The organism is Pseudomonas sp. SIMBA_068 (assembly GCF_046534705.1).
GTDB classification, from domain to species: Bacteria; Pseudomonadota; Gammaproteobacteria; order Pseudomonadales; family Pseudomonadaceae; genus Aquipseudomonas; species Aquipseudomonas putida.
The window spans coordinates 230,087-252,187 of the sequence record NZ_JAWRYI010000010.1; the positions used below are offsets into that span (position 1 = coordinate 230,087).

Annotated in this window: 21 protein-coding genes and 1 pseudogene; 13 read left to right on the plus strand and 9 right to left on the minus strand. The window is 63.1% G+C overall.

Annotated features, from left to right (window positions below):
• Nucleotides 1-37 precede the first annotated feature (37 nt).
• The 4 genes from SB756_RS22370 to zur all read right to left on the minus strand — a co-directional run bounded on the left by SB756_RS22370 (nt 38) and on the right by zur (nt 2,903).
• A complete protein-coding gene (locus tag SB756_RS22370) occupies nt 38-745 on the minus strand; it encodes a PA5502 family lipoprotein (protein WP_410911892.1) in 708 nt (235 codons plus the stop codon).
• Between the two features lie 127 nt (nt 746-872).
• Nucleotides 873-1,655, minus strand: a complete 783-nt coding sequence (gene znuB / locus SB756_RS22375) for a zinc ABC transporter permease subunit ZnuB (protein ID WP_016497414.1) — start codon at nt 1,653-1,655, stop codon at nt 873-875.
• Nucleotides 1,648-2,421 (minus strand): zinc ABC transporter ATP-binding protein ZnuC, encoded by a 774-nt coding sequence (gene znuC / locus SB756_RS22380; RefSeq protein ID WP_012269923.1) that lies wholly within the window; start codon nt 2,419-2,421, stop codon nt 1,648-1,650. The genes znuB and znuC overlap by 8 nt, the downstream gene beginning before the upstream one ends.
• A complete protein-coding gene (gene zur, locus SB756_RS22385) occupies nt 2,418-2,903 on the minus strand; it encodes a zinc uptake transcriptional repressor Zur (RefSeq protein ID WP_241800268.1) in 486 nt (161 codons plus the stop codon). Before zur ends, znuC begins: the two co-directional genes overlap by 4 nt.
• A gap of 18 nt (nt 2,904-2,921) precedes the next feature.
• Between zur and SB756_RS22390 the strand changes: the two genes are divergently transcribed.
• Nucleotides 2,922-3,878 (plus strand): zinc ABC transporter substrate-binding protein, encoded by a 957-nt coding sequence (locus SB756_RS22390; RefSeq protein ID WP_410911894.1) that lies wholly within the window; start codon nt 2,922-2,924, stop codon nt 3,876-3,878.
• A gap of 49 nt (nt 3,879-3,927) precedes the next feature.
• Here SB756_RS22390 and SB756_RS22395 read toward each other — a convergent pair whose 3' ends face one another.
• Nucleotides 3,928-4,878, minus strand: coding sequence for a homoserine kinase (locus tag SB756_RS22395; RefSeq protein WP_341797220.1), 951 nt, complete (start codon nt 4,876-4,878; stop codon nt 3,928-3,930).
• 69 nt (nt 4,879-4,947) lie between these two features.
• Nucleotides 4,948-5,235: a DUF2782 domain-containing protein gene (locus SB756_RS22400; RefSeq protein ID WP_003252997.1), complete on the minus strand. Its 288-nt coding sequence runs from the start codon at nt 5,233-5,235 to the stop codon at nt 4,948-4,950.
• 75 nt (nt 5,236-5,310) lie between these two features.
• On the opposite strand from SB756_RS22400, the gene polA reads away from it, so the two are divergent.
• Complete coding sequence (gene polA, locus SB756_RS22405) at nt 5,311-8,058, plus strand: DNA polymerase I (RefSeq protein ID WP_410911895.1); 2,748 nt, start codon at nt 5,311-5,313, stop codon at nt 8,056-8,058.
• 427 nt (nt 8,059-8,485) lie between these two features.
• Here the strand turns inward: polA and yihA are convergent, their stop codons facing one another.
• The gene (gene yihA / locus SB756_RS22410; RefSeq protein WP_016497419.1) at nt 8,486-9,118 is read right to left on the minus strand and encodes a ribosome biogenesis GTP-binding protein YihA/YsxC; all 633 of its coding nucleotides are present in this window, start codon (nt 9,116-9,118) and stop codon (nt 8,486-8,488) included.
• A gap of 201 nt (nt 9,119-9,319) precedes the next feature.
• Between yihA and SB756_RS22415 the strand changes: the two genes are divergently transcribed.
• The 7 genes and pseudogenes from SB756_RS22415 (at nt 9,320) to SB756_RS22445 (ending at nt 16,636) form a co-directional block, all read left to right on the plus strand.
• Complete coding sequence (locus tag SB756_RS22415) at nt 9,320-9,622, plus strand: c-type cytochrome (RefSeq protein WP_016484276.1); 303 nt, start codon at nt 9,320-9,322, stop codon at nt 9,620-9,622.
• Between the two features lie 31 nt (nt 9,623-9,653).
• A complete protein-coding gene (locus SB756_RS22420; protein ID WP_016497420.1) occupies nt 9,654-10,271 on the plus strand; it encodes a c-type cytochrome in 618 nt (205 codons plus the stop codon).
• A gap of 151 nt (nt 10,272-10,422) precedes the next feature.
• A complete protein-coding gene (gene dsbA / locus SB756_RS22425) occupies nt 10,423-11,055 on the plus strand; it encodes a thiol:disulfide interchange protein DsbA (RefSeq protein ID WP_063424554.1) in 633 nt (210 codons plus the stop codon).
• Nucleotides 11,056-11,089: 34 nt separating this feature from the next.
• Nucleotides 11,090-11,922: pseudogene (locus SB756_RS22430) on the plus strand (endonuclease/exonuclease/phosphatase family protein).
• Nucleotides 11,923-11,949: 27 nt separating this feature from the next.
• Nucleotides 11,950-13,875: a diguanylate cyclase gene (locus tag SB756_RS22435; RefSeq protein ID WP_410911898.1), complete on the plus strand. Its 1,926-nt coding sequence runs from the start codon at nt 11,950-11,952 to the stop codon at nt 13,873-13,875.
• Between the two features lie 79 nt (nt 13,876-13,954).
• On the plus strand, nt 13,955-14,743 hold the full coding sequence (locus SB756_RS22440) for an N-acetylmuramoyl-L-alanine amidase (protein WP_410911899.1): 789 nt from the start codon (nt 13,955-13,957) through the stop codon (nt 14,741-14,743).
• 288 nt (nt 14,744-15,031) lie between these two features.
• Entirely contained in the window at nt 15,032-16,636 is a 1,605-nt protein-coding gene (locus SB756_RS22445) for an EAL domain-containing protein (protein ID WP_049273074.1), read from the plus strand.
• Between the two features lie 38 nt (nt 16,637-16,674).
• Here SB756_RS22445 and SB756_RS22450 read toward each other — a convergent pair whose 3' ends face one another.
• Both SB756_RS22450 and algB read right to left on the minus strand, forming a co-directional pair.
• A complete protein-coding gene (locus SB756_RS22450; protein WP_410911901.1) occupies nt 16,675-18,456 on the minus strand; it encodes a KinB sensor domain-containing domain in 1,782 nt (593 codons plus the stop codon).
• Nucleotides 18,453-19,799: a sigma-54-dependent response regulator transcription factor AlgB gene (gene algB / locus SB756_RS22455; protein WP_341797224.1), complete on the minus strand. Its 1,347-nt coding sequence runs from the start codon at nt 19,797-19,799 to the stop codon at nt 18,453-18,455. The genes SB756_RS22450 and algB overlap by 4 nt, the downstream gene beginning before the upstream one ends.
• 210 nt (nt 19,800-20,009) lie before the next feature.
• On the opposite strand from algB, the gene SB756_RS22460 reads away from it, so the two are divergent.
• From SB756_RS22460 to SB756_RS22475, 4 genes are all read left to right on the plus strand, one after another.
• Entirely contained in the window at nt 20,010-20,831 is an 822-nt protein-coding gene (locus SB756_RS22460; protein WP_410911902.1) for a BON domain-containing protein, read from the plus strand.
• A gap of 174 nt (nt 20,832-21,005) precedes the next feature.
• Entirely contained in the window at nt 21,006-21,296 is a 291-nt protein-coding gene (locus SB756_RS22465) for a hypothetical protein (protein ID WP_410911904.1), read from the plus strand.
• 42 nt (nt 21,297-21,338) lie between these two features.
• On the plus strand, nt 21,339-21,500 hold the full coding sequence (locus tag SB756_RS22470; protein ID WP_003252966.1) for a DUF1328 domain-containing protein: 162 nt from the start codon (nt 21,339-21,341) through the stop codon (nt 21,498-21,500).
• Nucleotides 21,501-21,502: 2 nt separating this feature from the next.
• Nucleotides 21,503-21,973: an inhibitor of vertebrate lysozyme family protein gene (locus SB756_RS22475; RefSeq protein ID WP_341797227.1), complete on the plus strand. Its 471-nt coding sequence runs from the start codon at nt 21,503-21,505 to the stop codon at nt 21,971-21,973.
• The last annotated feature ends 128 nt before the right edge of the window (nt 21,974-22,101 follow it).

The window sequence follows — 22,101 nt, forward strand, 5'->3', positions numbered from 1 at the left end:
GTGTCGCGAAAAGGGGCGCGCAGCGCCGCCCGTGTTTTCAGCGCTGATGCGGTACCAGAACCACCTGCGCCGGCAGCGAGCGTTGAATCTCATGCTTCTGCTTCAGCTGGAACCCACTGTCGATCTTGCGCACGCGCTTCTCCAGCAAGTTCTTCAGCCACGGCGCATCGTCAGTGCGCGGCACCTGGAACACCACTTCGCAGTCATAGCTCACCACATCGGCGGCAATGTCATCGAGCTGGCGGCGCATGGCGCGGCTGTCAGTGGTCTTCAAGGCCACCACCGTGCTTGGCGCTGTCGGGTCGATGATGCGTGCCTTGGGCTTGGCCTCGGCGGCTTTCAAGGCAGCCTCTGCCTTCTCCAGCTCGGCCTTGCGTGCCTGGGACAGGGGATCGCCACCGGTCACTGCCGGGGCTTGCGGCATCAGTGCCCGGGCACGGGCCAGGGCGGTAGCGGCCGCATTCACATCACCCTTTTGCAGGACGATCTGGCTGCGTTGCAGGTAGGCTTCGGCCAACTGACGCTGGTATTGCTCCAGGCGCGCGTCGTCAGGCGACTGCGCTTGCAGGGCTGCCAGCTGGTCTTCGGCGGTGGCCAGCTCGTTGCTGGCGATGTTTTGTTGCAACTGCTGCCAGGCATCGGCTTGGGCAGGTGCGGGGGCCTGTTCGACCGGCGCGCTGGAACAGGCAGCCAGGAGCAGGGAAAACGCGGCAACAAGCAGATAACGGGAGGCGAACGGCTTCATTCCTGCGACTCTCTATTTGCGCAAAAAGCGAGCAAGTCTACACCCAGGTGCGCACGCTCGAAAACAGGTCTTACAGACCCTTTACCCGGCAAAAGGTTGCAAGGCGTGCCTTCACACGCCCTGCTGTTCAGCGTTTTGGCAGGGCCAGGCTCAGCAAGAATAGCACCGCCGCGCAGACCACGATCGACGGGCCGGCGGGGGTATCCTTGAACCACGACATGGCCAGGCCACAGCAGACCGCGGTAACGCCCAGCAGGCTGGCGCCCACGGCCATCTGCTCGGGGGAGCGGGCGTGACGCTGCGCCGCAGCCGCGGGGATGATCAGCAGCGAGGTGATCAGCAGCACACCGACGATCTTCATGGCCACCGCAATCACCACCGCAATCAGCAGCATCAGTGCCAGGCGCAGGCCGGCAACGGGCAGGCCTTCGACCGTGGCCAGTTCTTCGTGCACGGTGACTGCCAGCAGCGGCCGCCACAGCGCGGCAAGCAGCACCAGCACCAGCGCACTGCCGCCGAGGATCCAGGCCAGGTCGGTGGTGCTGATGGCCAGCAGGTCACCGAACAGGTAGGCCATCAGGTCGATGCGCACATCGTGCATGAAGCTCAGTACCACCAGGCCAAGCGACAGGGTGCTGGGGGCGAGGATGCCGAGCAGGGTATCGGACGCCAGCGGTTGGCGTTGCTGCAAGGTCACCAGCAGGATCGCCAGCAGCAGGCAGCCGATGGTCACTGCCAGTGCCGGGCTGACGTCCAGGGCAAAGCCCATGGCCACACCGAGCAAAGCGGCATGGGACAGGGTGTCGCCAAAATAGGCCATGCGCCGCCATACCACGAAGGAACCCAGCGGGCCGGCGACCAGCGCCAGGGACAAGCCGGCAAGCAAGGCGTAGAGAAGAAAATCAGCCATGCTTGCAGTGCTCTCCGTGAACATGGGTGCCAGGTGCGACCACCGAGCCGTGCAGGTCGTGGCTGTGGTCGTGGTGGTGGTGGTAGATGGCCAGGCTAGGTGCGGTCTGGCCGAACAGTTCGACGAACGCCGGGTCGCCGCTGACTTGCTCGGGGTGGCCCGAGCAGCACACGTGACGGTTCAGGCACACCACCTGGTCGGTGGCGCTCATCACCAGGTGCAGGTCGTGGGACACCATCAGCACGCCGCAGCCATGGCGGTCGCGCAGGCGGGTGATGAGGTTGTACAGCTCGGTCTGGCCGACCACGTCCACACCCTGCACCGGCTCGTCGAGCACCAGCAACTGGGGTTCGCGCAGAAGGGCGCGGGCCAGCAGCACGCGTTGCATCTCGCCGCCGGAAATGGTCTGGATCGGGCTGTCGATGACCTGTTCGGCGCCCACTTCCTGCAGCGCCGACAAGGCTGCGGCGCGGTCTACGCCGGGCACCAGGCGCAGGAAGCGCAGCACCGACAGCGGCAGCGTGGCATCGACCTGAATCTTTTGCGGCATGTAGCCAATGCGCAGCTTCGGCTTGCGCCATACCTTGCCGCGGTGTGGCTTGAGCAGCCCGAGTACGGCGCGCACCAAGGTCGTCTTGCCCGCCCCGTTGGGGCCGATCAGGGTGACGATCTGGCCTGGAGCGACCGACAGGTCGATGCTGTCGAGCACCGCCTCGCCGCCAAAGGTGACGCCGACCTGCTCAAGGCGGATCAGGGCGTCGCTCATGCCGCGCTCCGGCAGCTGCCGCACAGGCCGACCACTTCGACGGTTTGGGTCTCCACCGTGAAGCCGACGCCTTTGGCGCTGCTGATGATGGCCTCGCTGATGCTGCTCTGCTCCAGCTCGATGGCCACATGGCAGGCCCGGCAAATCAGGAACTGGCCTTGGTGCACGTGTTCGGGGTGGCTGCAGCCGATGAAGGCGTTGAGCGAGGCGATGCGGTGCACCAGGCCGTTTTCCAGCAGGAAGTCCAGCGCGCGGTACACCGTGGGTGGCGCGGCGCGGCGGCCGTCCTGCTCGCTGAGCACGGCGAGGATGTCGTAGGCGCCCAGCGGCTTGTGGCTTTGCCACACCAGCTCCAGCACACGGCGGCGCAGCGCGGTCAGGCGCAGGCCCTGGCGGGTGCACAAGGCGTCGGCTTCAGCCAGTGCGCTATGTACGCAATGGGAATGATCGTGAGGACGGTTGGCCAGCGGCGTGATGGACATGGGCAGCGACGGTTCTGGATGGAGACGTTATTATGTTACCTGTTTCTGACGACTCGAGTATCCACCGTGTCCCGATTCCTAGCTCTGTTTGTCGCTTTCATCGCATTTTCCGCCCAGGCCGATGTGCGTGTGCTCACCAGTATCAAGCCCTTGCAGCAGATTGCCGCTGCCGTGCAGGATGGCGTTGGCAGCCCTGACGTGTTGCTGCCGCCAGGTGCTTCGCCGCACCACTATGCCTTGCGCCCGTCCGATGTGCGCCGCGTAGGCGATGCCGACCTGCTGTACTGGATCGGCCCGGACATGGAGAGCTTCCTGCCGCGGGTGCTGGGCAGCCGTAGCAAGCCGACGGTGGCCGTGCAGTCGCTGACGGGCATGAAGCTGCGCCATTTTGGCGAGGACAGCCATTCCCATGAGGAAGAAGACCACGACGACCATGACCACGATCACCGTCCAGGCAGCCTGGATGCACATTTGTGGTTATCGTCGGTCAACGCGCGGGTAATCGCGGCCAGAATGGCGGCTGATCTGGCACAGGTCGACCCCGCTAACGCAGCTCGCTACCAGAGCAACCTGAAGGCCTTCGATGAGCGGCTGGATGCACTGGATGGGCGTATCAAGGCGCGGGTGCACGGTATTGCCGACAGGCCGTACTTCGTGTTTCACGAAGCGTTCGATTACTTCGAGGCTGAATATGGCTTGAAGCACACCGGCGTGTTCAGCGTGGCGTCCGAGGTGCAGCCTGGTGCGCAACATGTGGCAGCCATGCGCAAGCGCCTGCAGGAAGTGGGCAAGACGTGCGTGTTCAGCGAGCCGCCACTGCGACCGCGCCTGGCCGAGACCCTGACTGCCGGGCTGCCGGTGCGCCTGGCCGAGCTGGATGCACTGGGCGGCACCGATCCGGTGGATGGCAAGGGTTACGAGCGCTTGCTGGAGAAGCTGGGTGGTGAGCTGGCGGGGTGCCTGGAACAGCTGTAAGCCTGCACCGGCCCCTTCGCGGGCATGCCCGCGAAGAAGCAGACGGGGTCTAGAGGGCGAACGGCAGGTGCAAGGCCACTTGCTGGCGCTGTGCCAGGCGCACTTCGAACTCGCCCGGGTCGTGGATCATCACATCCATCCCGGCAAACGATTCGGCCGCGATCAGGCGCGACAGCCAGAAGCGCACGCAGCCTACCCGCAACATTTCCGGCCACAGCTCGGCTTCGGCGGCAGTGAACGGCCGCAGCGCCGCATAGGCTGCCAGCAATGCCTGGGCACGCGGTACATCCACCGCGCCCTTCTCATCCAGGCACCAGTCGTTCACGGTGATGGCGATGTCATACAGCATCGGCCCGGAGCAGGCGTTGTAGAAGTCGATCACACCGGTCAGGTGGGTGCCTTCGAACATCACGTTGTCGCGGAACAGGTCGGCATGCAGGTTGGCCCGTGGCAACGCCAGAATCTGCGCCTTGTGCGCGGTGATTTCATCCAGCGCCGGCTGCAGCAGTGCGGCCTGTTCGGCAGTCAGGCGCGGCAACAACTCGGCACCCGAGGCCAGCATCCAGTCCAGGCCACGGTCGGTGCGGCGCTCGATGATGTGCTCGCGGGTGGCCAGGTGAATGTGTGCCAGCAGCTCGCCGACCTGGGCGCAGTGCTGGTTGTTCGGCGCCTTGATGTGCTTGCCCGACAGCCGTGGCTGCAGCAGTGCCGGCTTGCCGCACAACTCGCGCAGGCCATTGCCGTCGCGGTCACGAATGGCATAGGGCACCGGCATGTCGGCGTCGTGCAGGGTGTCGAGCAGTTCGATGAAGAACGGCATGTCCTCGCTGGGCCCGCGCTCGATCAGCGTCAGGACGAACTCCCCCTGTTCGAGGCTGACGAAGAAATTGCTGTTCTCGGTGCCGGCGGCAATGCCCTGGAAGTCGAGCAGACGGCCCAGCTCGTACGGCGCCAGAAAGGTTTCCAGCTCAGGCCGGGTCACGGGGGTGAAGACTGACATGATGAAAAAATGCCCATACGGGCACTTCCGCCGGGAAGTGCCGGGTTGATGTGAACGGTGCGCGTCAGATTACCACTCGAAGATCTTCCAGGACGGAATCAGCATGTCCGGCTGGTCGGATCGAATGAAATTGGCATCAGTGCCATCAGCGCGTACCAGAAAATAAGGCTTGCCGTTTTTCGGCGTGATCTTGATCGCATACAGGAAGCCGTTCTGCCGGTACTCCTGGATGGTTTTGTCGCCTTCCGTGCGAATGGTCACCTCGGGATCGGCCGAGGGGGCGTCGTCCGCCGCCAGGGTGACGACTGGCGTGGTTGCCAACAGGCCGAGCAGTAACAGGCGATTGAGTGTACGCATGATAACCTAGTCCCTTTGTCGTCAATGATTCTGGCTATTCTAGCGCCGGACCCGTCGAAAAGGTTGATTCTGCTCATGAGCCAAGCCCCCCTCGTCCTGGTGGACGGTTCCTCCTACCTGTACCGCGCCTTTCACGCGCTGCCGCCGCTGACCACGTCCAAGGGCATGCCGACCGGTGCGGTGAAGGGTGTGTTGAACATGCTCAAGAGCCTGCGAAAACAGTACCCCGACAGCCTCTTCGCGGTGGTGTTCGACGCCAAGGGCGGCACCTTCCGCGATGCCATGTTTGCCGAGTACAAGGCCAACCGCCCGAGCATGCCTGACGACCTGCGGGTGCAGGTCGAGCCGCTGCATGCCAGCGTGAGGGCACTTGGCTACCCGCTGCTGTGCGTTGAGGGTGTCGAAGCCGACGACGTGATCGGCACCCTGGCGCGCAGCAGCGCCGCCCAGGGCCGCCCGGTGATCATCTCGACGGGCGACAAGGACATGGCCCAGCTGGTGGACGGGCACATTACCCTGGTCAACACCATGACCGGTAGCGTGCTGGACGTGGCTGGCGTGCACGAGAAATTTGGCGTCGGCCCGGAACATATCATCGACTTCCTGGCCCTGATGGGTGACAAGGTCGACAACATCCCAGGCGTACCCGGCGTTGGCGAAAAAACCGCGGTGGGCCTGCTGACCGGTATCGGCGGTGGCCTCAGCGACCTTTACGCCAACCTGGACAAGGTGCCCGCGCTGGCCATTCGCGGCGCCAAGACCCTGCCGGCCAAGCTGGAGGAGCACCGCGATGCGGCGTTCCTGTCCTACGAACTGGCCACCATCAAGGTCGATGTGCCGCTGGATGTCGAGGTCGAGGCACTGGTGTGTGGCGAGCCCGACCGCGATGCGCTGTTGGCGCTGTACACCGAGATGGAGTTCAAGAGCTGGGTTGCCGAGGTGCAGCGCGACGCGGCAAGGGCTGGTACTGAGGTTGCGCCGGTCGCAGAGCCGACGGCCAAGGTCGAGCCGCAGTACGAAACCATTCTGGACCAGGCCCGTTTCGACGCATGGCTGGAAAAGCTGCGCCAGGCGCCGCTGTTCGCCTTTGATACCGAAACAACCGGCCTGGATGCCCAGAAGGCGCGGCTGGTTGGCCTGTCTTTCGCTGTCGCGCCCCACGAGGCGGCTTATGTGCCGTTGGCGCACGACTATGAAGGTGCGCCGGCCCAGTTGGACCGCGAGGCTGTATTGCTGGCACTGAAACCACTGCTGGAAGACCCGGCCAAGGCCAAGGTCGGGCAGAACGCCAAGTACGACATCAATATCCTCGCCAACGGTTCGCCCGCCATCGAAATGCGCGGCGTGGCCTACGACACCATGCTCGAGTCGTACGTGCTGAATTCCACCGCTACCCGTCACGACATGGACAGCCTGGCGCAAAAGTACCTCGACCACACCACCATTGCCTTCGAGGACATCGCCGGCAAAGGCGCCAAGCAACTGACCTTCAACCAGATCCACCTGGACAAGGCCGGCCCTTACGCTGCCGAAGACGCCGACATCACCCTGCGCTTGCACCAGGCGCTGCAGGCGCGCCTGGCGCAGACGCCGGGCGTGCTGCCGGTGCTGATGGACATCGAAATGCCGCTGGTGCCGGTGCTGGCCAAGATCGAGCGCCAGGGTGCGCTGGTCGATGCCGCCCTGCTGCACGTACAGAGCGGTGAGCTGGGCGTGAAGATGGCCGAGCTGGAACTGCGGGCCTACGAGCTGGCCGGTGAAGAATTCAACCTCGGCTCGCCCAAGCAGCTGGGTTCGATCCTTTACGACAAGCTGGGCATGCCGGTGCTGAGCAAGACCGCCAAGGGCCAGCCATCCACCGCCGAAGCCGTACTCGATGAACTGGCCTTGCTCGGCTACCCACTGCCTGAGGTACTGATGCAGTACCGCAGCCTGAGCAAGCTCAAGAGCACCTACACCGACAAGCTGCCGGGCCAGATCAACCCGCGCACCGGGCGAATCCACACCTCCTATCAGCAGGCAGTGGCAGCCACCGGCCGGTTGTCGTCGAGCGACCCGAACCTGCAGAACATCCCGATCCGTACCGCCGAGGGCCGGCGTATCCGCCAGGCGTTCATTGCCAGCCCGGGCTACAAACTGCTGGCGGCGGACTACTCGCAGATCGAGCTGCGCATCATGGCCCACCTGGCCAAGGACGAAGGCCTGCTGCACGCCTTCCGCAACGACCTCGACGTGCACCGGGCAACGGCGGCGGAAGTGTTTGGTGTTGCCCTGGAAGACGTCACCACCGACCAGCGCCGCAAGGCCAAAGCCATCAACTTCGGCCTGATCTACGGGATGAGCGCTTTTGGCCTGGCCAAGCAGATCGGCGTCGACCGCAAGCAGTCGCAGGACTACATCGACCGTTACTTCGCCCGCTACCCGGGCGTGCTGGCCTACATGGAGCGCACCCGTGCGCAGGCCGCCGAGCAAGGCTTTGTCGAAACCCTGTTCGGCCGCCGCCTGTACCTGCCAGACATCAACGCCAAGAACCCGGCCCTGCGCAAAGGCGCCGAGCGTACGGCGATCAACGCGCCGATGCAGGGCACCGCAGCCGACATCATCAAGCGGGCCATGGTCAATGTGGATAACTGGCTGAGCGAGAGCGGGCTGGATGCCCGGGTGATCCTGCAGGTTCACGACGAACTGGTGCTGGAGGTGCGTGAGGACCTGGTTCAGCAGGTGAAAGATGAAATTCGCCAGCACATGAGCCAGGCCGCGCAGCTGGATGTGCCGCTGCTGGTGGAAGCAGGAATCGGTGCGAATTGGGACGAAGCTCACTGATTGAGCGGGGAAAGCTGTGTAGGATCTGCGACGTAGTGACGCGGATCCTGGCACTGCTCAGTGCCGTTGGTGCTGCAGTTTCATGAAACTATCGCAAATAGTTTTCAGGGCTTCGGAACTAAACCGGTGAAGCGGAACTCAGAGTAACTGAATGGCTGGTGAAGCCCTTCGATGCTCCTATGTTGTGTTAAGTGTTGGCAGATATCTGGACCCCGCCCTAGCGGTCCGGACTTGGACCCCGAACTTCCCCCTCCCCATACGAAGTCCGGGGTTTTTTTTGCCCGCAATTTGACGGGCAGCCGCTGCTGCTCCCCATTGTAGGAGCAGCCTCGTGCTGCGAAAGGGCCGGTATGGACAACAGATTTCTACAGCCTGTCATCGCCTCTTCGCAGCACAAGGCTGCTCCTACAGCGATCTGCCCAGGCCCTCAGGCCACTGGCTTGTCTTCCAGTTCCATCCAGCCCGCCAGCACGCGGTAGGCGTCTTCCACGCCCAGGCGCTTGGGTGCCGAGAACAGCTGGATAGTCACGCCATCACCCCAGCCCTTGCGGATTTCCGACTGCACTTTCAGCAAGGTGTTCTTGCCCGCGCCGTGGGTCAGCTTGTCGGCCTTGGTCAGCAGGATGTGCATGGGCATGCGGCTGGCCTTGGCCCAGTCGAGCATCATCTTGTCGAAGTCGGTCATCGGGTGGCGCACGTCCATCATCAGGATCACGCCGCGCAGGCACTCACGGCTGCCCAGGTAGGCTTCCAGATGTTTCTGCCAGTGCTGCTTGAGCGGGATCGGCACTTTCGCATAACCGTAGCCCGGCAGGTCGACCAAACGCCGTTCATCGTCCAGACTGAAGAAATTCAACAGCTGGGTGCGCCCCGGGGTTTTCGAGGTACGCGCCAGGCTGGCATGGGTCAGGGTGTTGAGGGCGCTGGATTTGCCGGCGTTGGAGCGGCCGGCAAAAGCCACCTCGTAACCCTGGTCTTCCGGACATTGTTCGACCTTGGCAGCGCTGAGGGCGAATGTGGCTTTCTGGCAGAGGCCGAGGATGGGGTTCTTGACTTGCATGGGATATCCGATGTGGGTGTTGCCTGACTCTGAAGGCCCGAGCCTGGCAAGCGGTGTCGTTTCCGTTTGGATGGCGGAAGTATATAATGCCCCAGTTTTTGTGTGCTCATTCTCCCAGCGAAGGGGAACGGGCATGGGGTGTCGAACAATAGCTCGCGCATCAGAACGCAGCGCGGCCCCCAACCCTGAAGGTCGTTCCGCATGGCGAAATGGCTGCTTGCTGTCGGTATGTTCCTGCCGGTTTTCAGCGCACAGGCTACACAGGATCCCGAGGTGTTGTACAACCGCACGTGTGCGGCCTGTCACACCGGGCAGTTGCCACAGGCACCCAGACAAGGTGACCGGGCAGCATGGGAGCCAAGGCTGGCGCAAGGCATGGATGTACTGGTGAAGCACGTGACCCAGGGTTTCAAGGCTATGCCGCCGCGTGGATTGTGCATGGACTGCAGTGCCGAGGACTACCGTTTGGTCATCCTTTGGATGAGCGGCAGTCCCGATACATAACATTTCACCCTTAGCCGTGTTGGATTAGCTGATGAACAAACTAGTCGTGAGTCTGCTGTTGACCCTGGGTGTCGCAGGTGCGGCCACTGCTGCGCAAACTGTCAAGGGCGATGCCGCCGCCGGTCAGGCCAAGACGGCCGTGTGTGGCGCCTGCCACAACCCCGACGGCAATAGCCTGGCACCAAACTTCCCGAAACTGGCCGGCCAGGGCCAGCGTTACCTCGAAAAACAACTGCACGATATCAAGTCGGGCAAGCGTACCGTGCTGGAGATGACCGGCATGCTGACCGCGTTCAGCGACCAGGACCTGGCCGATATCGCCGCCTACTTCTCCAGCCAGAAAGGCAGCGTGGGTGCCGCCGATCCCAAGCTGGTCGAACGTGGCCGTTCGCTGTTCAATGGCGGCGACCTGGAGAAAGGCATGCCTGCCTGCACCGGTTGCCACTCCCCCAACGGCGCAGGTATTGCTTTGGCCGGCTTCCCGCACCTGAGCGGCCAGCACTCGCAGTACGTGACCAAGCAGCTCACGGACTTCCGCGAAGGCAACCGCACCAACGATGGTGATGCCATGACCATGCGCACCATTGCCGGCAAGCTGAGCAACCACGACATCGAGGCGTTGGCCAGCTACATCCAGGGCCTGCATTAACCTTCAGTTAATGTTGTAGGCCAATGATGAAAGGGCGGCCGGGCCGCCCTTTTTTCAGTCCGCAGCCGTTACACTACAGAACTCGATCCCTTCCCGGCCTGTCTCAGTGCAGGTAGGGTCGTGGCGACCTATGACTGCTCAGGAGTAAAGCATGCGTAAACTGATTCTCAGCGCCGCGCTGGTCGCTGCCAGCGTATTTGGTATGACTGCCGTCCAGGCCGCCGAGCCTGTTGCTGGCAAGGAATACCTCGAGCTGAGCAACCCTGTTCCAGTTTCCGTGCCTGGCAAGATCGAAGTGGTCGAGCTGTTCTGGTACGGCTGCCCACACTGTTACCACTTCGAGCCGACCATCAACCCGTGGGCTGAAAAGCTGCCGGCTGACGTCAACTTCAAACGTGTTCCTGCCATGTTCGGTGGCCCATGGGACGCACACGGCCAGATGTTCCTGACCCTCGAAGCCATGGGCGTCGAGCAAAAGGTGCACGCCGCAGTCTTCGATGCTATCCAGAACCAGCGCAAGCAGCTGACCAAGCCGGACGACATGGCCGACTTCCTCGCCACTCAAGGCGTCGACAAGGACAAGTTCCTCGCCACCTTCAACTCCTTCGCCATCAAAGGCCAGGTTCAGAAGGCCAAGGAACTGGCGAAGAAGTACGAAATCACCGGCGTACCGAGCTTGGTCGTCAACGGCAAGTACCGCTTCGACCTGGGTACCGCTGGCGGGCCGGAAGGCGTACTGAACGTCGCCGATCAGCTGATCGCCAAGGAGCGCGCCGCCAAGTAGGCGGCGTAACCCATGCCCCGCTTCAGAACCACGCGTGGCATTGGCCTGCCCCAGCCGCAGGTCAACGAGCATCACCTGCAGGCTTCTGGCCTGCCCGAGGATGGTCGACTGCGGCTGCTCAGCTTCAACATTCAGGTTGGCATCAGCACCGAGCGCTACCGGCATTACCTGACTCGCAGCTGGCAGCACTTGCTGCCGCACAACGGGCGTGCCGGCAACCTGCAGAAAATCGGTGATTTGCTGGGCGACTTCGACCTGGTGGCCTTGCAGGAGGCCGACGGGGGCAGCCTGCGCTCAGGCTATGTAAACCAGGTCGAGCACCTGGCTCACCTGGGGGCCTTCCCCTACTGGTACCAGCAACTCAACCGCAACCTCGGGCGTTTCGCCCAGCACAGCAATGGCGTGCTCAGCCGCCTGAAGCCGCAAGCGCTCGAAGACCACCCATTGCCTGGCCCGGCCGGCCGTGGGGCGATCCTGGTGCGTTTTGGCGAAGGCGAAGATGCGCTGATCGTGGTGATGATGCACCTGGCGCTTGGCGCCAAGACCCGCGCCCTGCAACTGGGCTACATCCGCGAGCTGATTGGCGGTTACCGTCACCAGGTGCTGATGGGCGACATGAACACCCATGCCACCGACCTGCTGGAGCACTCGCCGCTGCGCGACCTGGGCCTGATCGCCCCGCAAGTCGAGGCGACTTTCCCCAGCTGGCGCCCCCAGCGTTGCCTGGACCATATCCTGCTCAGCCCAAGCCTCACGCTTGAGCGTGTCGAGGTGTTGGCGCGGCCAATTTCCGACCACCTTCCCGTCGCTGTCGAGATTCGATTGCCTGATGCATTGACTGTGGATACGCTGCCGGTCTTGAGCTAATTGCCATCACCGTTTGCGGACCCGGGCATGACTGAAGACGCTGAGCGCTGGAAAGAAAAATACCTTAAAAGCATCGAGCAGCAAGAAAAGCTCGAACGCCGCTGGGACGCCCGTCTCGACCTGCTGCGTCGTGGTCTGGTGCGCAGCACCCTGGCTGCCGAAGGCAGTGACAAGGTGGTGGACGCGTGCATGAAGGAAATGCGCGAGGTTATCCGCAGCGACAACATGGACGCCGGCCTCGCCGGGTTGATTCCGCGCCTTGAAAAAGCGGTGCTGGACTCCGAGCAGCGCCGGGAAACCCGCATGAACCAGGTCAGCGATGCGCTGACCGCGCTGGTCGGCCAACTGCAAGGCTTGCCGCTGCCCAGCGATATCTCGCGGCCGTTGAAAAAGCTGGCCAAAAAACTCGATGGTGGCGTTGCCCAGTCCCGCGACCTGCCGCCGCTGCTGGGCGAGCTGAGCGGCTTGCAGGGCCTTGCACTGTCGGCCCTCGGCAAACCGGGGGACGACACCCGGCCCGGCTTTTTGCAACGCCTGTTCGGTAGCCGCGAGGATGAGCCACAAGGCGAGCCCGCGCCCGCGCCGGCAGCGGTGCCTGCTGCTGAGGCGCCCCCGGCTGCACAGCACAGTATCGAAGCCCCCCAGCCAGACGATGTGGATGCGCTGCAACCGCTCTCAGCCTATACCGCCGAAGCGACGGTAGCGCCCGAACCTGAGCTGGAGATATCCGGCCCGGCGTTGATCGAAACAATTGAAACCCCGGCCGCCCAGCCACTGCCACAGGAAGAAGCGCCCGAGCCGGGAGCGGCCTTCAGCGAACCCTTGGCAGAAGAACAACCGGCACAAACACTTGAAGAAACCTTTGGCGAAGACGGCCCCTATGCGCTGCCCTACGCGGTAGAGCCGCCCTACAGCCAGGTTGCTGCGCACATCGAGAAGACCCTGATCGGCCTGCTCGATGACCTGAGCCTGCCCGAGCGGCACAAGGCCCAGGCGCTGGAAATGCGCGAGCGCGTTGCCCGGGGCCTGAACTGGTACGAGCTGATCCCGGTGCTGGATGACCTCGCCGTGCTCATGCTGGCGATCACCGACAGTGGCCAGCACGAGTTCGAAACCTACCTGCAGCAACTCAATGAGCGCCTCGAAGGCTTCCAGAGCCACCTGCACGAGGCCAGTGCAGGCCATGCGGACAACAGCTCTGCCGCTCGCGAGCTGGATACCCAGTTGCGTGAGCATGTCGATGGGTTGCAAAACAGTGTGCAGGGCGCCGCCGACGTCGATAGCCTCAAGCACATCCTGGACAACCGCCTGGAAGGCCTGCTGGTCACCATGGACGAGCACAAGCACGAGCGGGACCGCCGCGAGCAAGAGCTGGCGGGGCGCCTGCAAGGCTTGTCCGAGCGAGTGGCGAACATGGAGCACGAGGCGCTCGGTTACCGCGAGCACCTGGAAGAGCAACGCCAGAAAGCCCTGCTCGACCCCCTGACCGGTCTGCCCAACCGCGCGGCCTGGAGCGAGCGGGTCGAGCGCGAAATAATCGAATGGCAGGAGAATGGCGGCCATCTGGCCATGGCGATCCTCGACCTGGATCATTTCAAGCGCATCAACGACAGTTATGGGCATCTGGCCGGGGACAAGGTGTTGAAGATTGTCGCCGACCAGCTGCGCAAGCGCCTGCGGGGCCGTGACTTCATCGCCCGCTTCGGTGGCGAGGAATTCGTCCTGCTGCTGCCACAGACATCACCGGCCGCCGCTGCTCAAGTGGCGGAAATAATGCGGGCCACGGTGGAAGCCTGCCCGTTCCACTTCAAGGGCGAGCGGGTGGTGATCACCACCTCCATCGGCCTGGGTGCGTTCCGCTCCGGCGAGCGCGGCGACCAGGTGCTCAAGCGCGCCGATGCGGCGCTGTACCGGGCCAAGGAGCTGGGGCGCAACCGCGTCGAGCAGAACTAGCCTGCAAACACAGACCCACGGCAAGCGCGGCCATGGGGAGCACGTTATACTGTAGCGCTCATTCGCTGAGGCCACTGACGTGCTTTCCACGCTGAAAAAAACGCTGATTTCCTTTTTGCTGTTATCTGTCGCCGGTTGCTCGACGGGCCTGCGCATCGACCGCAGCCACCCCTCGGCCAACCAGGACAACCGCATCCAGTTCGTTGTCCTGCATTACACCAATGCTTCGCTGGAGCGCTCGCTCGCGTTGCTCACCCATGGTGAGGTCAGCAGCCATTACCTGATCGGCGACGGCCCTGCGACGGTGTATCAACTGGTGGATGAAAACCGCCGTGCCTGGCATGCCGGCGACAGCCAGTGGCAGGGGCGCACCTGGCTGAACTCCTCGTCCATTGGCATCGAGATCGTCAACCCTGGGTTCACCGACACACCCAATGGCCGGGTCTGGCACCCTTACAGCGAAGCGCAGGTCCAGTCGCTGATTGCGCTGCTCAAGGACATCGTAAAGCGCAACAACATCGAACCGCGGCACATCATTGGTCACAGTGATATCGCTCCATCACGCAAGCTGGACCCGGGGCCGCTGTTCCCGTGGAAGCGCCTGGCCGATGCCGGGCTGGGTATCTGGCCAGATGCCAACGCAGTGTCACGGCAGCAGGCCTACTTCAGCGTCAACCCGCCGAGCATTGGCTGGTACCAACAGGAACTGGCGCGGTTTGGCTATCAAATCGAGCAGACCGGGGTGCTGGATGTTGCCACCCGTCATGTGATCACTGCGTTCCAGATGCGCTTCCGCCCGCAGCGCTTCGACGGCATGCCCGATGCGCAGACGGCGGCGATGCTGCAGGTGCTCAACCGCAGGCGTTGAGCCCTGTAGGCCCAACCGTTTTGCACCATCACTCAGGCTGGCGCATCCACCCTGTGGGAGCGGGCGTGCCCGCGAAGAATGCGACGCGCGGTATGGCACCGGCTACGCCGGTGTTCGCGGCGGTTCGGCGCTCCGACACGCCCGCTCCCACAGTGATCGCGCAAACCTTTGGATTTTAATACGGCAGTCGCTCCCACAAAAAACAGTGTGGCGTGCAGCGAAGTGCCAGACGGTGAGGGTGATTCTCGATCCAGTTGCTATACCTTAATTATCAACTGGATGCCTTTGATGTCAGCCATCATCACCCTGCTGCGCCAAATTTTTTACCGTCCCTGGATGCTGGCCACGTTGGCAGCGCTGGCCAGCGCGGCCCTGTTGCTCTCTGCCAGCATCGGTATTGCCCTGCAACAGATGAAGCAAAGCGAGAGCGAACAGATGAACGCCCAGGGTGAGCGTTTTCTCGACCGCCTCGAACAAGTGTTTGGCCAGCTGCGTGAAGGGGTAGACCTGTTGCAGGCACAGCCCTTGCGTGGCTGCAGCCCAGCGATGCTGGCGGCCTTGCAGCAGGTGGGGCTGAGTTCGCGGTTCATTTATGAAGCGGCTTACGTGGATGGTGATATCGCCTGCTCCAACCGTGGTGATGAGCGGGCGTTCGAACCTTTGCGGGCACCGGATATCCAGGGGCCGACCTACAGCTACTGGTTGAACACCACCACCGAACCGAACGAGAACCTGGCTGCGCTCATGCTAGGCCGAGGCCAGTTCGTGGTCTCCACCTCGCGCGGGCACCTGACCGATGTGGTCGATCTGCCTCCGGGCGGCAGCCTGGTGGTGGTGCTGGATAACGGTGCCCGCGCCATCCCCGTGCTGGGGCCGCCACAAGTGTGGCCGCCGCCCTCGGCCTGGTCGACAAGCCACAAGTCGCTACTTGAACTCAGCGACCGCCTGATCTACCGCATGCCGACCAAGTCGCCGGATTACCAACTGGTGCTGATTGCCCCGCGGGCCAGCCTGCCATTGAGGATGAACGGCATGCTCTGGCTGCTGTTCCCCGGCAGTGTGTTGGCGGCGTGCTGCATTGGTTGGCTGGTGCTGCAATTGATCCTGCAGCGGCGGTCGATGAGCTCGGAGTTGCAGCATGCCTTGCGCCGCGGGGAGCTGCAGGTGCTGTACCAGCCGATCTTCGAACTCGACAGCCGACGCTGCGTGGGTGCCGAAGCGCTGGTGCGCTGGCGGCGCCCGGACGGCACCCTGACCAGCCCGGACTTGTTCATCCCGCTGGCGGAAAACACCGGGCAGATTCGCCAGATCACCGACTTTGTCCTGCAGCGCGTGCTCGAACAGCTGGGCCAGTTGCTGCGCTCGCACCCTAAACTGTACATATCGGTGAACCTGGCCGCTTGCGATGTGATGGTGCCGCGGATCGGCCGGGTGGCGGCCCGCCTGCTGGCCTTGCATCGGGTGGCGCCCAGCCAGATTGCCTTCGAGGTCACCGAGCGAGGCCTGGTGGATGTGGTGGTGGCCCGTGACAACCTGCAAGCGCTGCGCGCTTCGGGGCATCAGGTGCTCATCGACGACTTTGGTACAGGCTATTGCAGCCTGGCCTACCTGCAGACCCTACCCGTGGACTGCCTGAAGATCGACAAGGCGTTCATCGACGCGCTTGGCCACGATGCCGCCAGCAGTGGCGTTGCTCCGCATATCATCCGCATGGCCCATGACCTTCACCTGCGGGTGATAGCAGAGGGCATAGAGTGTGAGGACCAGGCGGTGCTGCTGAACAGTGAAGGGGTCAATTACGGCCAGGGCTGGCTGTTTGCCCGGCCGCTGAACGCCAGGCAGTTTGCCGAGCTGGTAACCCGCGGGCAGCTACCACGACGCGCAGAGCACTGAGTAATCCTGCCCGGCGGTGAGGCCGGTGCAGGCGACTGTCAAACCGGCAGCGCCATATAGAACTGGGTCCCCTGCCCCGGCCGGGAAAACACGCCCATCCGCCCGCCATGCAGCTGCACGATTTCTTTGCACAACGCCAGCCCCAGCCCTGCGCCCCCTTTCTTGCGGCCTACCTGCACGAAGGGCTCGAAGATGCGCCCCTGCTGCCCGTAGGCAATGCCCTCGCCATTGTCCTCGACACTGATGATCACCCGCTCCGCATGCCGTCTTGCATGCAAACGGATACGCCCGCCGTTGGCGGTATGGCGGATGGCGTTGTGCAGCAGGTTGTCCAGCACCCGGTCCAGCTGGGCAGCATCAGCCCGCAGGCGCGGCAGCGGCGGTTCCAGCTCCTTGGTCAACTCGATCTGCTTGTGTGCCGCCTGCTCGGCGAAACGCAGTTGCGCCCGCTCCAGCAGTTCGTCCAGGGCGCAGGGGGCGAGATCGAGTTTCTGCAGCCCGCTCTGGTAGCGGGAGAAGTTGAGCAGGTCGTTGATCAGCTGGGTCAGGCGCTGCATTTCTTCGCCGATGGTTTCCAGCAGGTCGTTTTCGCGCGCCTCGGCAGGGAACTTGACCCGCTCGCGCAACAGGCCGAAGGCCATGTGCATGCCGGTGACCGGGGTGCGTAGCTCGTGGGAGGCACGTAGCACGAACTCGCTGCGCACGCGTTCGAATGCCCGCTGCTCGGTCACATCGTGCAGCACCATCACCGCGCCAAGGATCGGGCCCTGCGGGTGGCTGACCGGGGTCAGGCTGTAGGTGAGCAGGCGCGCTTCTTCATCGACCTCCATGTTCAAGTCGTCCGGCGGCCGGTCCAGGCTGCCGCCGCGCAGCACCTGGCGCAGCTGCTGCTCCAGTTCCGGGCGCTGCAGGGCCTCGGCCAGGCTGCTGCCCACGCGGCTGTGGTTCCAGCCCAGTTGGCGTTGCGCCACCGGGTTGAGGTGCTCCAGGCGGCCTTGGCGGTCGATGATCAGCAGGCCGTCGTCGATGCTGTCGAGCACGGCCTGCAGCCGCTGCTGGCCGGCCAGCAGCTCGTCGACGTTGGTGGCCTGATGCTTGCGCAAGGCATCGGCCATGAGGCCGAAGCGGCGGGTCAGCTGGTTCAGCTCGGTGGCCTGGGTGACTGGCAGGGTGACGTCGAAATTACCTTTGCCCAGTTGGTCGGCCGCGATGGCCAAGGCTTCGATCGGCTGGCCGAACCGCCGGGCGATGTTGTGCGCGGTAATAAAGCCCAGTACCAGCACCACCAGGCCCATCAGGCCAAGCACACCACTGACCAGCAAGGCGCGGTCCCGGGTGCGTTCCTCGCTACGGGTAATCAGGTCCAATGCCTGCCTGTGGGAATCGATCAGGTCGCTGCGCACCTGGTTGAACGCGGCCCCCAGCGGTTGATCCACACCCATGCTGCGAGCGGGTGCGGTGCTGTCGCGATAGGCCTGGAGGAACGTCTGGTAATTGCTGCTGGCCTTGCTGAAACCGGTGCGCTCACCGCCTTGCTCCAGCCCTTGGTTTAGCAGGGCCTGGAAGTTTTCCTGCAACAGCCGCAGGCTTTCCGGGGCGGTGTCTTCATCAAGAATCAGGGTCAGCTGTTCACCCAGGTTCTGGCGCAACTTCAGCCCCACTTCCAAGGCATGGGTGGTCTCGCGCACTAGCTGCTGCTGCACCGTGGCCATCTGCAGCACACTGACCAGGCCCAACAACAACCCAAGCAATGCCACGGTCACGAGCGCCGAGATGCTGAGGAAAAGCCGCGTGCGCAGCTTCATGGGTGGCCACTTCATAGGTTGTACTGCTTGCGTTTGCGGTACAGGGTGGAGGCATCGATGCCCAAGGTCTTGGCGGCTTGGTCGAGAGTGTCGCTGGCCGCCAGCACGGCGCCGATATGGGCGCGCTCCAGCTCATCCAGGCTTAGTGCTGCACCCACGCGCGGGGCATTGCCGGCAGGTTGTTCGCCCATGCCCAGGTGGCTGATTTCCACACGTTCTTGCGGGCAGATGATGCTGGCCCGCTCTACCACGTTACGCAGTTCGCGAATGTTGCCGGGCCAGCGGTAGTTGAGCAGGGCCGAGCGTGCTTCGTCGCTGAAGCCCCGGGCGGGGCGGGAGTATTCCTTGACGAAGCGGGCGAGGAAGCGGTCAGCCAGGGTCAGGATGTCCTCGCTGCGCTCGCGCAGGGGCGGCAAGTGCAAGGTAATGACATTGAGGCGGTACAGCAGGTCTTCGCGGAAGCGGCTTTCGCGCACCATCTCTTCGAGGTTGAGGTTGGTGGCTGCCAGAATGCGTACATCGGCGCGCCGGGTAACCGGGTCACCGACGCGCTCGTATTCCTTGTCCTGAATGAACCGCAGCAACTTGGGCTGCAAGGCCAGCGGAAAATCGCCGATCTCGTCAAGAAAAAGCGTGCCCCCGTCGGCCTGGCTGACCCGTCCAAGGGTACTTTCGCTGGCGCCGGTGAAGGCGCCGCGGGTGTGGCCGAACAGTTCGCTTTCCATCAGCTCGGCGTTCAGCGACGGGCAGTTGATGGTCACGCAGGCTTTGCGTGCACGCTTGCTCCAGCCATGGATGGCCCGGGCCAGCTCGCCTTTACCGGTGCCGGACTCGCCCAGGATGAGGATGTTGGCGTCGGTGGTGGCGACCTGGCGGGCGGTTTCCAGCACCGCCATCATGGCCGGGGTGTGCGAGTCGAGGCCGTCCTTGGGTTTGCGCACTTCACCTTCCAGTGCCTCCAGGCGCGCGGAAAGGTGGCGCACCTCCAGCTGCTTGGCGGTGGCCAGGCGCAGCTGGTCGGGGCTGCAGGGCTTGACCAGGTAGTCGGCGGCGCCGGCCTGGATGGCGTCCACCGCTGTGTCGATCGCCGAGTGCGCGGTGACAATCACCACGCGCATCCAGGGTGCCTGGATGCGCATCTGCGCCAGTACGTCTAGGCCGTTGTCCTCGCCCAGGCGCAAATCGAGGAAGCACAGGTCGAACACCTGGCGCTGCAGCAAGGTTTCGGCCTGGGCGGCGCTGTTGGCCGTGGCCACGCTGTAGCCCTCGTCTTCCAGGCAATAGCGGAAGGTGCGCAGGATCGCGGACTCGTCATCCACCAGCAGAATGCGGCCTTGGTTGTCCTGGGCTGATTCCATTTCCTGTGCTCCTTAGGGATAGATCTTTATTTAGTGTGGGAAAAATCGGGCAAGTTGCATGGTCAATTCTGAAGGATTCTGTCCTTTGCATGCTAGCCAATGGCCAAACGATGCCTGCAGACCGCGATATTCCAATGATTTGGTTAGAGGCACGCGGTGGCACATTGGTTGCGATGATTTTCAGATTTTGCCTACGAAGGAGGCACTGCCATGCCCTTTTACCTGCGTACAGCTGTTTTGGCAGCCACCCTGCTGCCAATATTTACACCGGCCTTCGCCGACCCTGTGCAGGACGCGCGCCTGGAAGGCGCCCTGCAAACCGCGCTGTCATTGAACCGCATGCTCAACCCATTTCGTATCAAGGTAGAAGTGGACGGAAAGCAGGCGCGGCTTTCAGGTGAGGTGGAGAACGAGGTCGAGCGGCAGCTGGCTGAAGATGTGGCCCGGGCCACCCGGGGCATCGAACAGGTGGAGAACCACCTGCAGCTCAATGCCCAACTGGTTGAGCGCCCGCTGGAGCTACGTGCCTACGCCCAGCGCCTGGAGGACGCCACCCTGGCGGCGGTGATCCGTGCCCGGCTGTTGTGGAGCCGCACCACCGAAAAGGCCCCTATAGAAGTACAAAGCAGTGACGGCGTGGTGACGTTGCGCGGCAGGGTCGACAGTGCCGAAGCCAAGGAGCTGGCAGGCGTGGTGGCGCGTACCACCGACGGCGTACACCTGGTCAACAACCTGGTCAGCCTGGATACCGCAGCCATGGCCAAGGCGCGGGAAACGCCAGTGGGCGCGCCAACCGGGCCGCAGCCGAGTGACAGCTGGATCATCGACAAGATCCACAATAGCTACCGCTTCAGCCGCAATCTCGATGGCCTGAACCTGAAAGTGGCCAGCGAAGCGGGGATGGTGCGGCTGTCGGGCGAGGTAGTCAGCGCTGAGCAGAAAACCATCGCCGTGGAGATCGCCCGGCAGATCATCGGTGTACGCGGCGTGGATGCCGACTTGCTCAAGGTGGCGACCAAGGTGGAAGGCTGATCGTGCAATTCGCACGACCCCACAGGCGCCATCGTGCAGGATACGAGCTAGGGGTCCCTGCGCTATCTAGTTAACTAATTGATTTATAAGGATTTTATTTAATTGGCAAGGCTGGCATGCAGGCTGCAATTACCTGTTCAGGTTTGAACAAAAATTACAGCAGGAGGAGCCGGCATGAACCGCCAATCCGTCAACCGCTCGCAGATAGCTGCACTGCCCCTGCGCCAGATGCTGACACTCGGCATGGCGCTGCTGCTGACCTTGGCCGCTGGCCTCTTTTACTACAGCTGGCAGACCGCGCGCCTGGCTGAGCAGGTAGCAGCGCAGACTGCACTGTTGACGCAGATTCAGGCAACCCGTGCCCATACCCTGGTCAAGGCCGCTGACCCGCTGCCAGCTGGCCAGGCGACTGCCTCCCCGGCCACCTTGGAAAATGTCGTACCACAGGACCGTTGGGTCTTCTGACCTGCCGGCCGGACCGATTCTGAAAAAGAAAGGAGAACCACCATGCTGAGTTGGGCTATCACTTTCCTCATCATCGCCATTGTCGCTGCCGTACTGGGCTTCGGTGGTATCGCCGGCGCTGCGACGGGTATCGCGAAGATCCTGTTTATTGTCTTCCTGGTGCTGTTCGTAGCCTCCTTCTTCTTTGGACGTGGACGAGGTTGAAGATGGGCAGGATGCTTTCAACAGCCCTGGCTGCCGCCCTGCTGATGGGTGGCAGTGCGGCGGCGATGGCGGCCAATGACGGCCAGGTCCGGGTCGACCAGTTGCTCGGCTCGGACCCGGAGTACCGGGAAACCTGGCAAGACACGATCAAGGGCGAGGAACGCCTGCCCGATTGGGTGGTCAATCTGACCGGCAGTGCCCAGGAGCAGATGTCCGCGGTTAGCGAAGATGGCGACAAGTACCTGGTCGGCCCCCTGTGCGAGGCCCAGGACAAGTGCACCTACAAGCGCCTGATCGTTGCCTTCAGCTGGGACAAGGATGATGCCTACGGGATGCTCGTGGAGGTACCTGAAGGATTACCGAGCGACAAGTCGCCTACTCGCCATGCGCAGTACCGTTGGCTGGGCGAACCCGACGACGGCATGAAGGCGATGCTTCGGGAGCAGCTCAAGCGTGACCCGAACTGGTATTGAGCATTTATTGCGGGTACGGATGAAAGGTCACCGACTGTCACGTAATAGAAGCTGAACCTTTCTATAGTTCAGCCTTCTATGATGCGCCGCCCCGAGGAGGGGCAGCACATGACCAAGGGGTCGGGCTG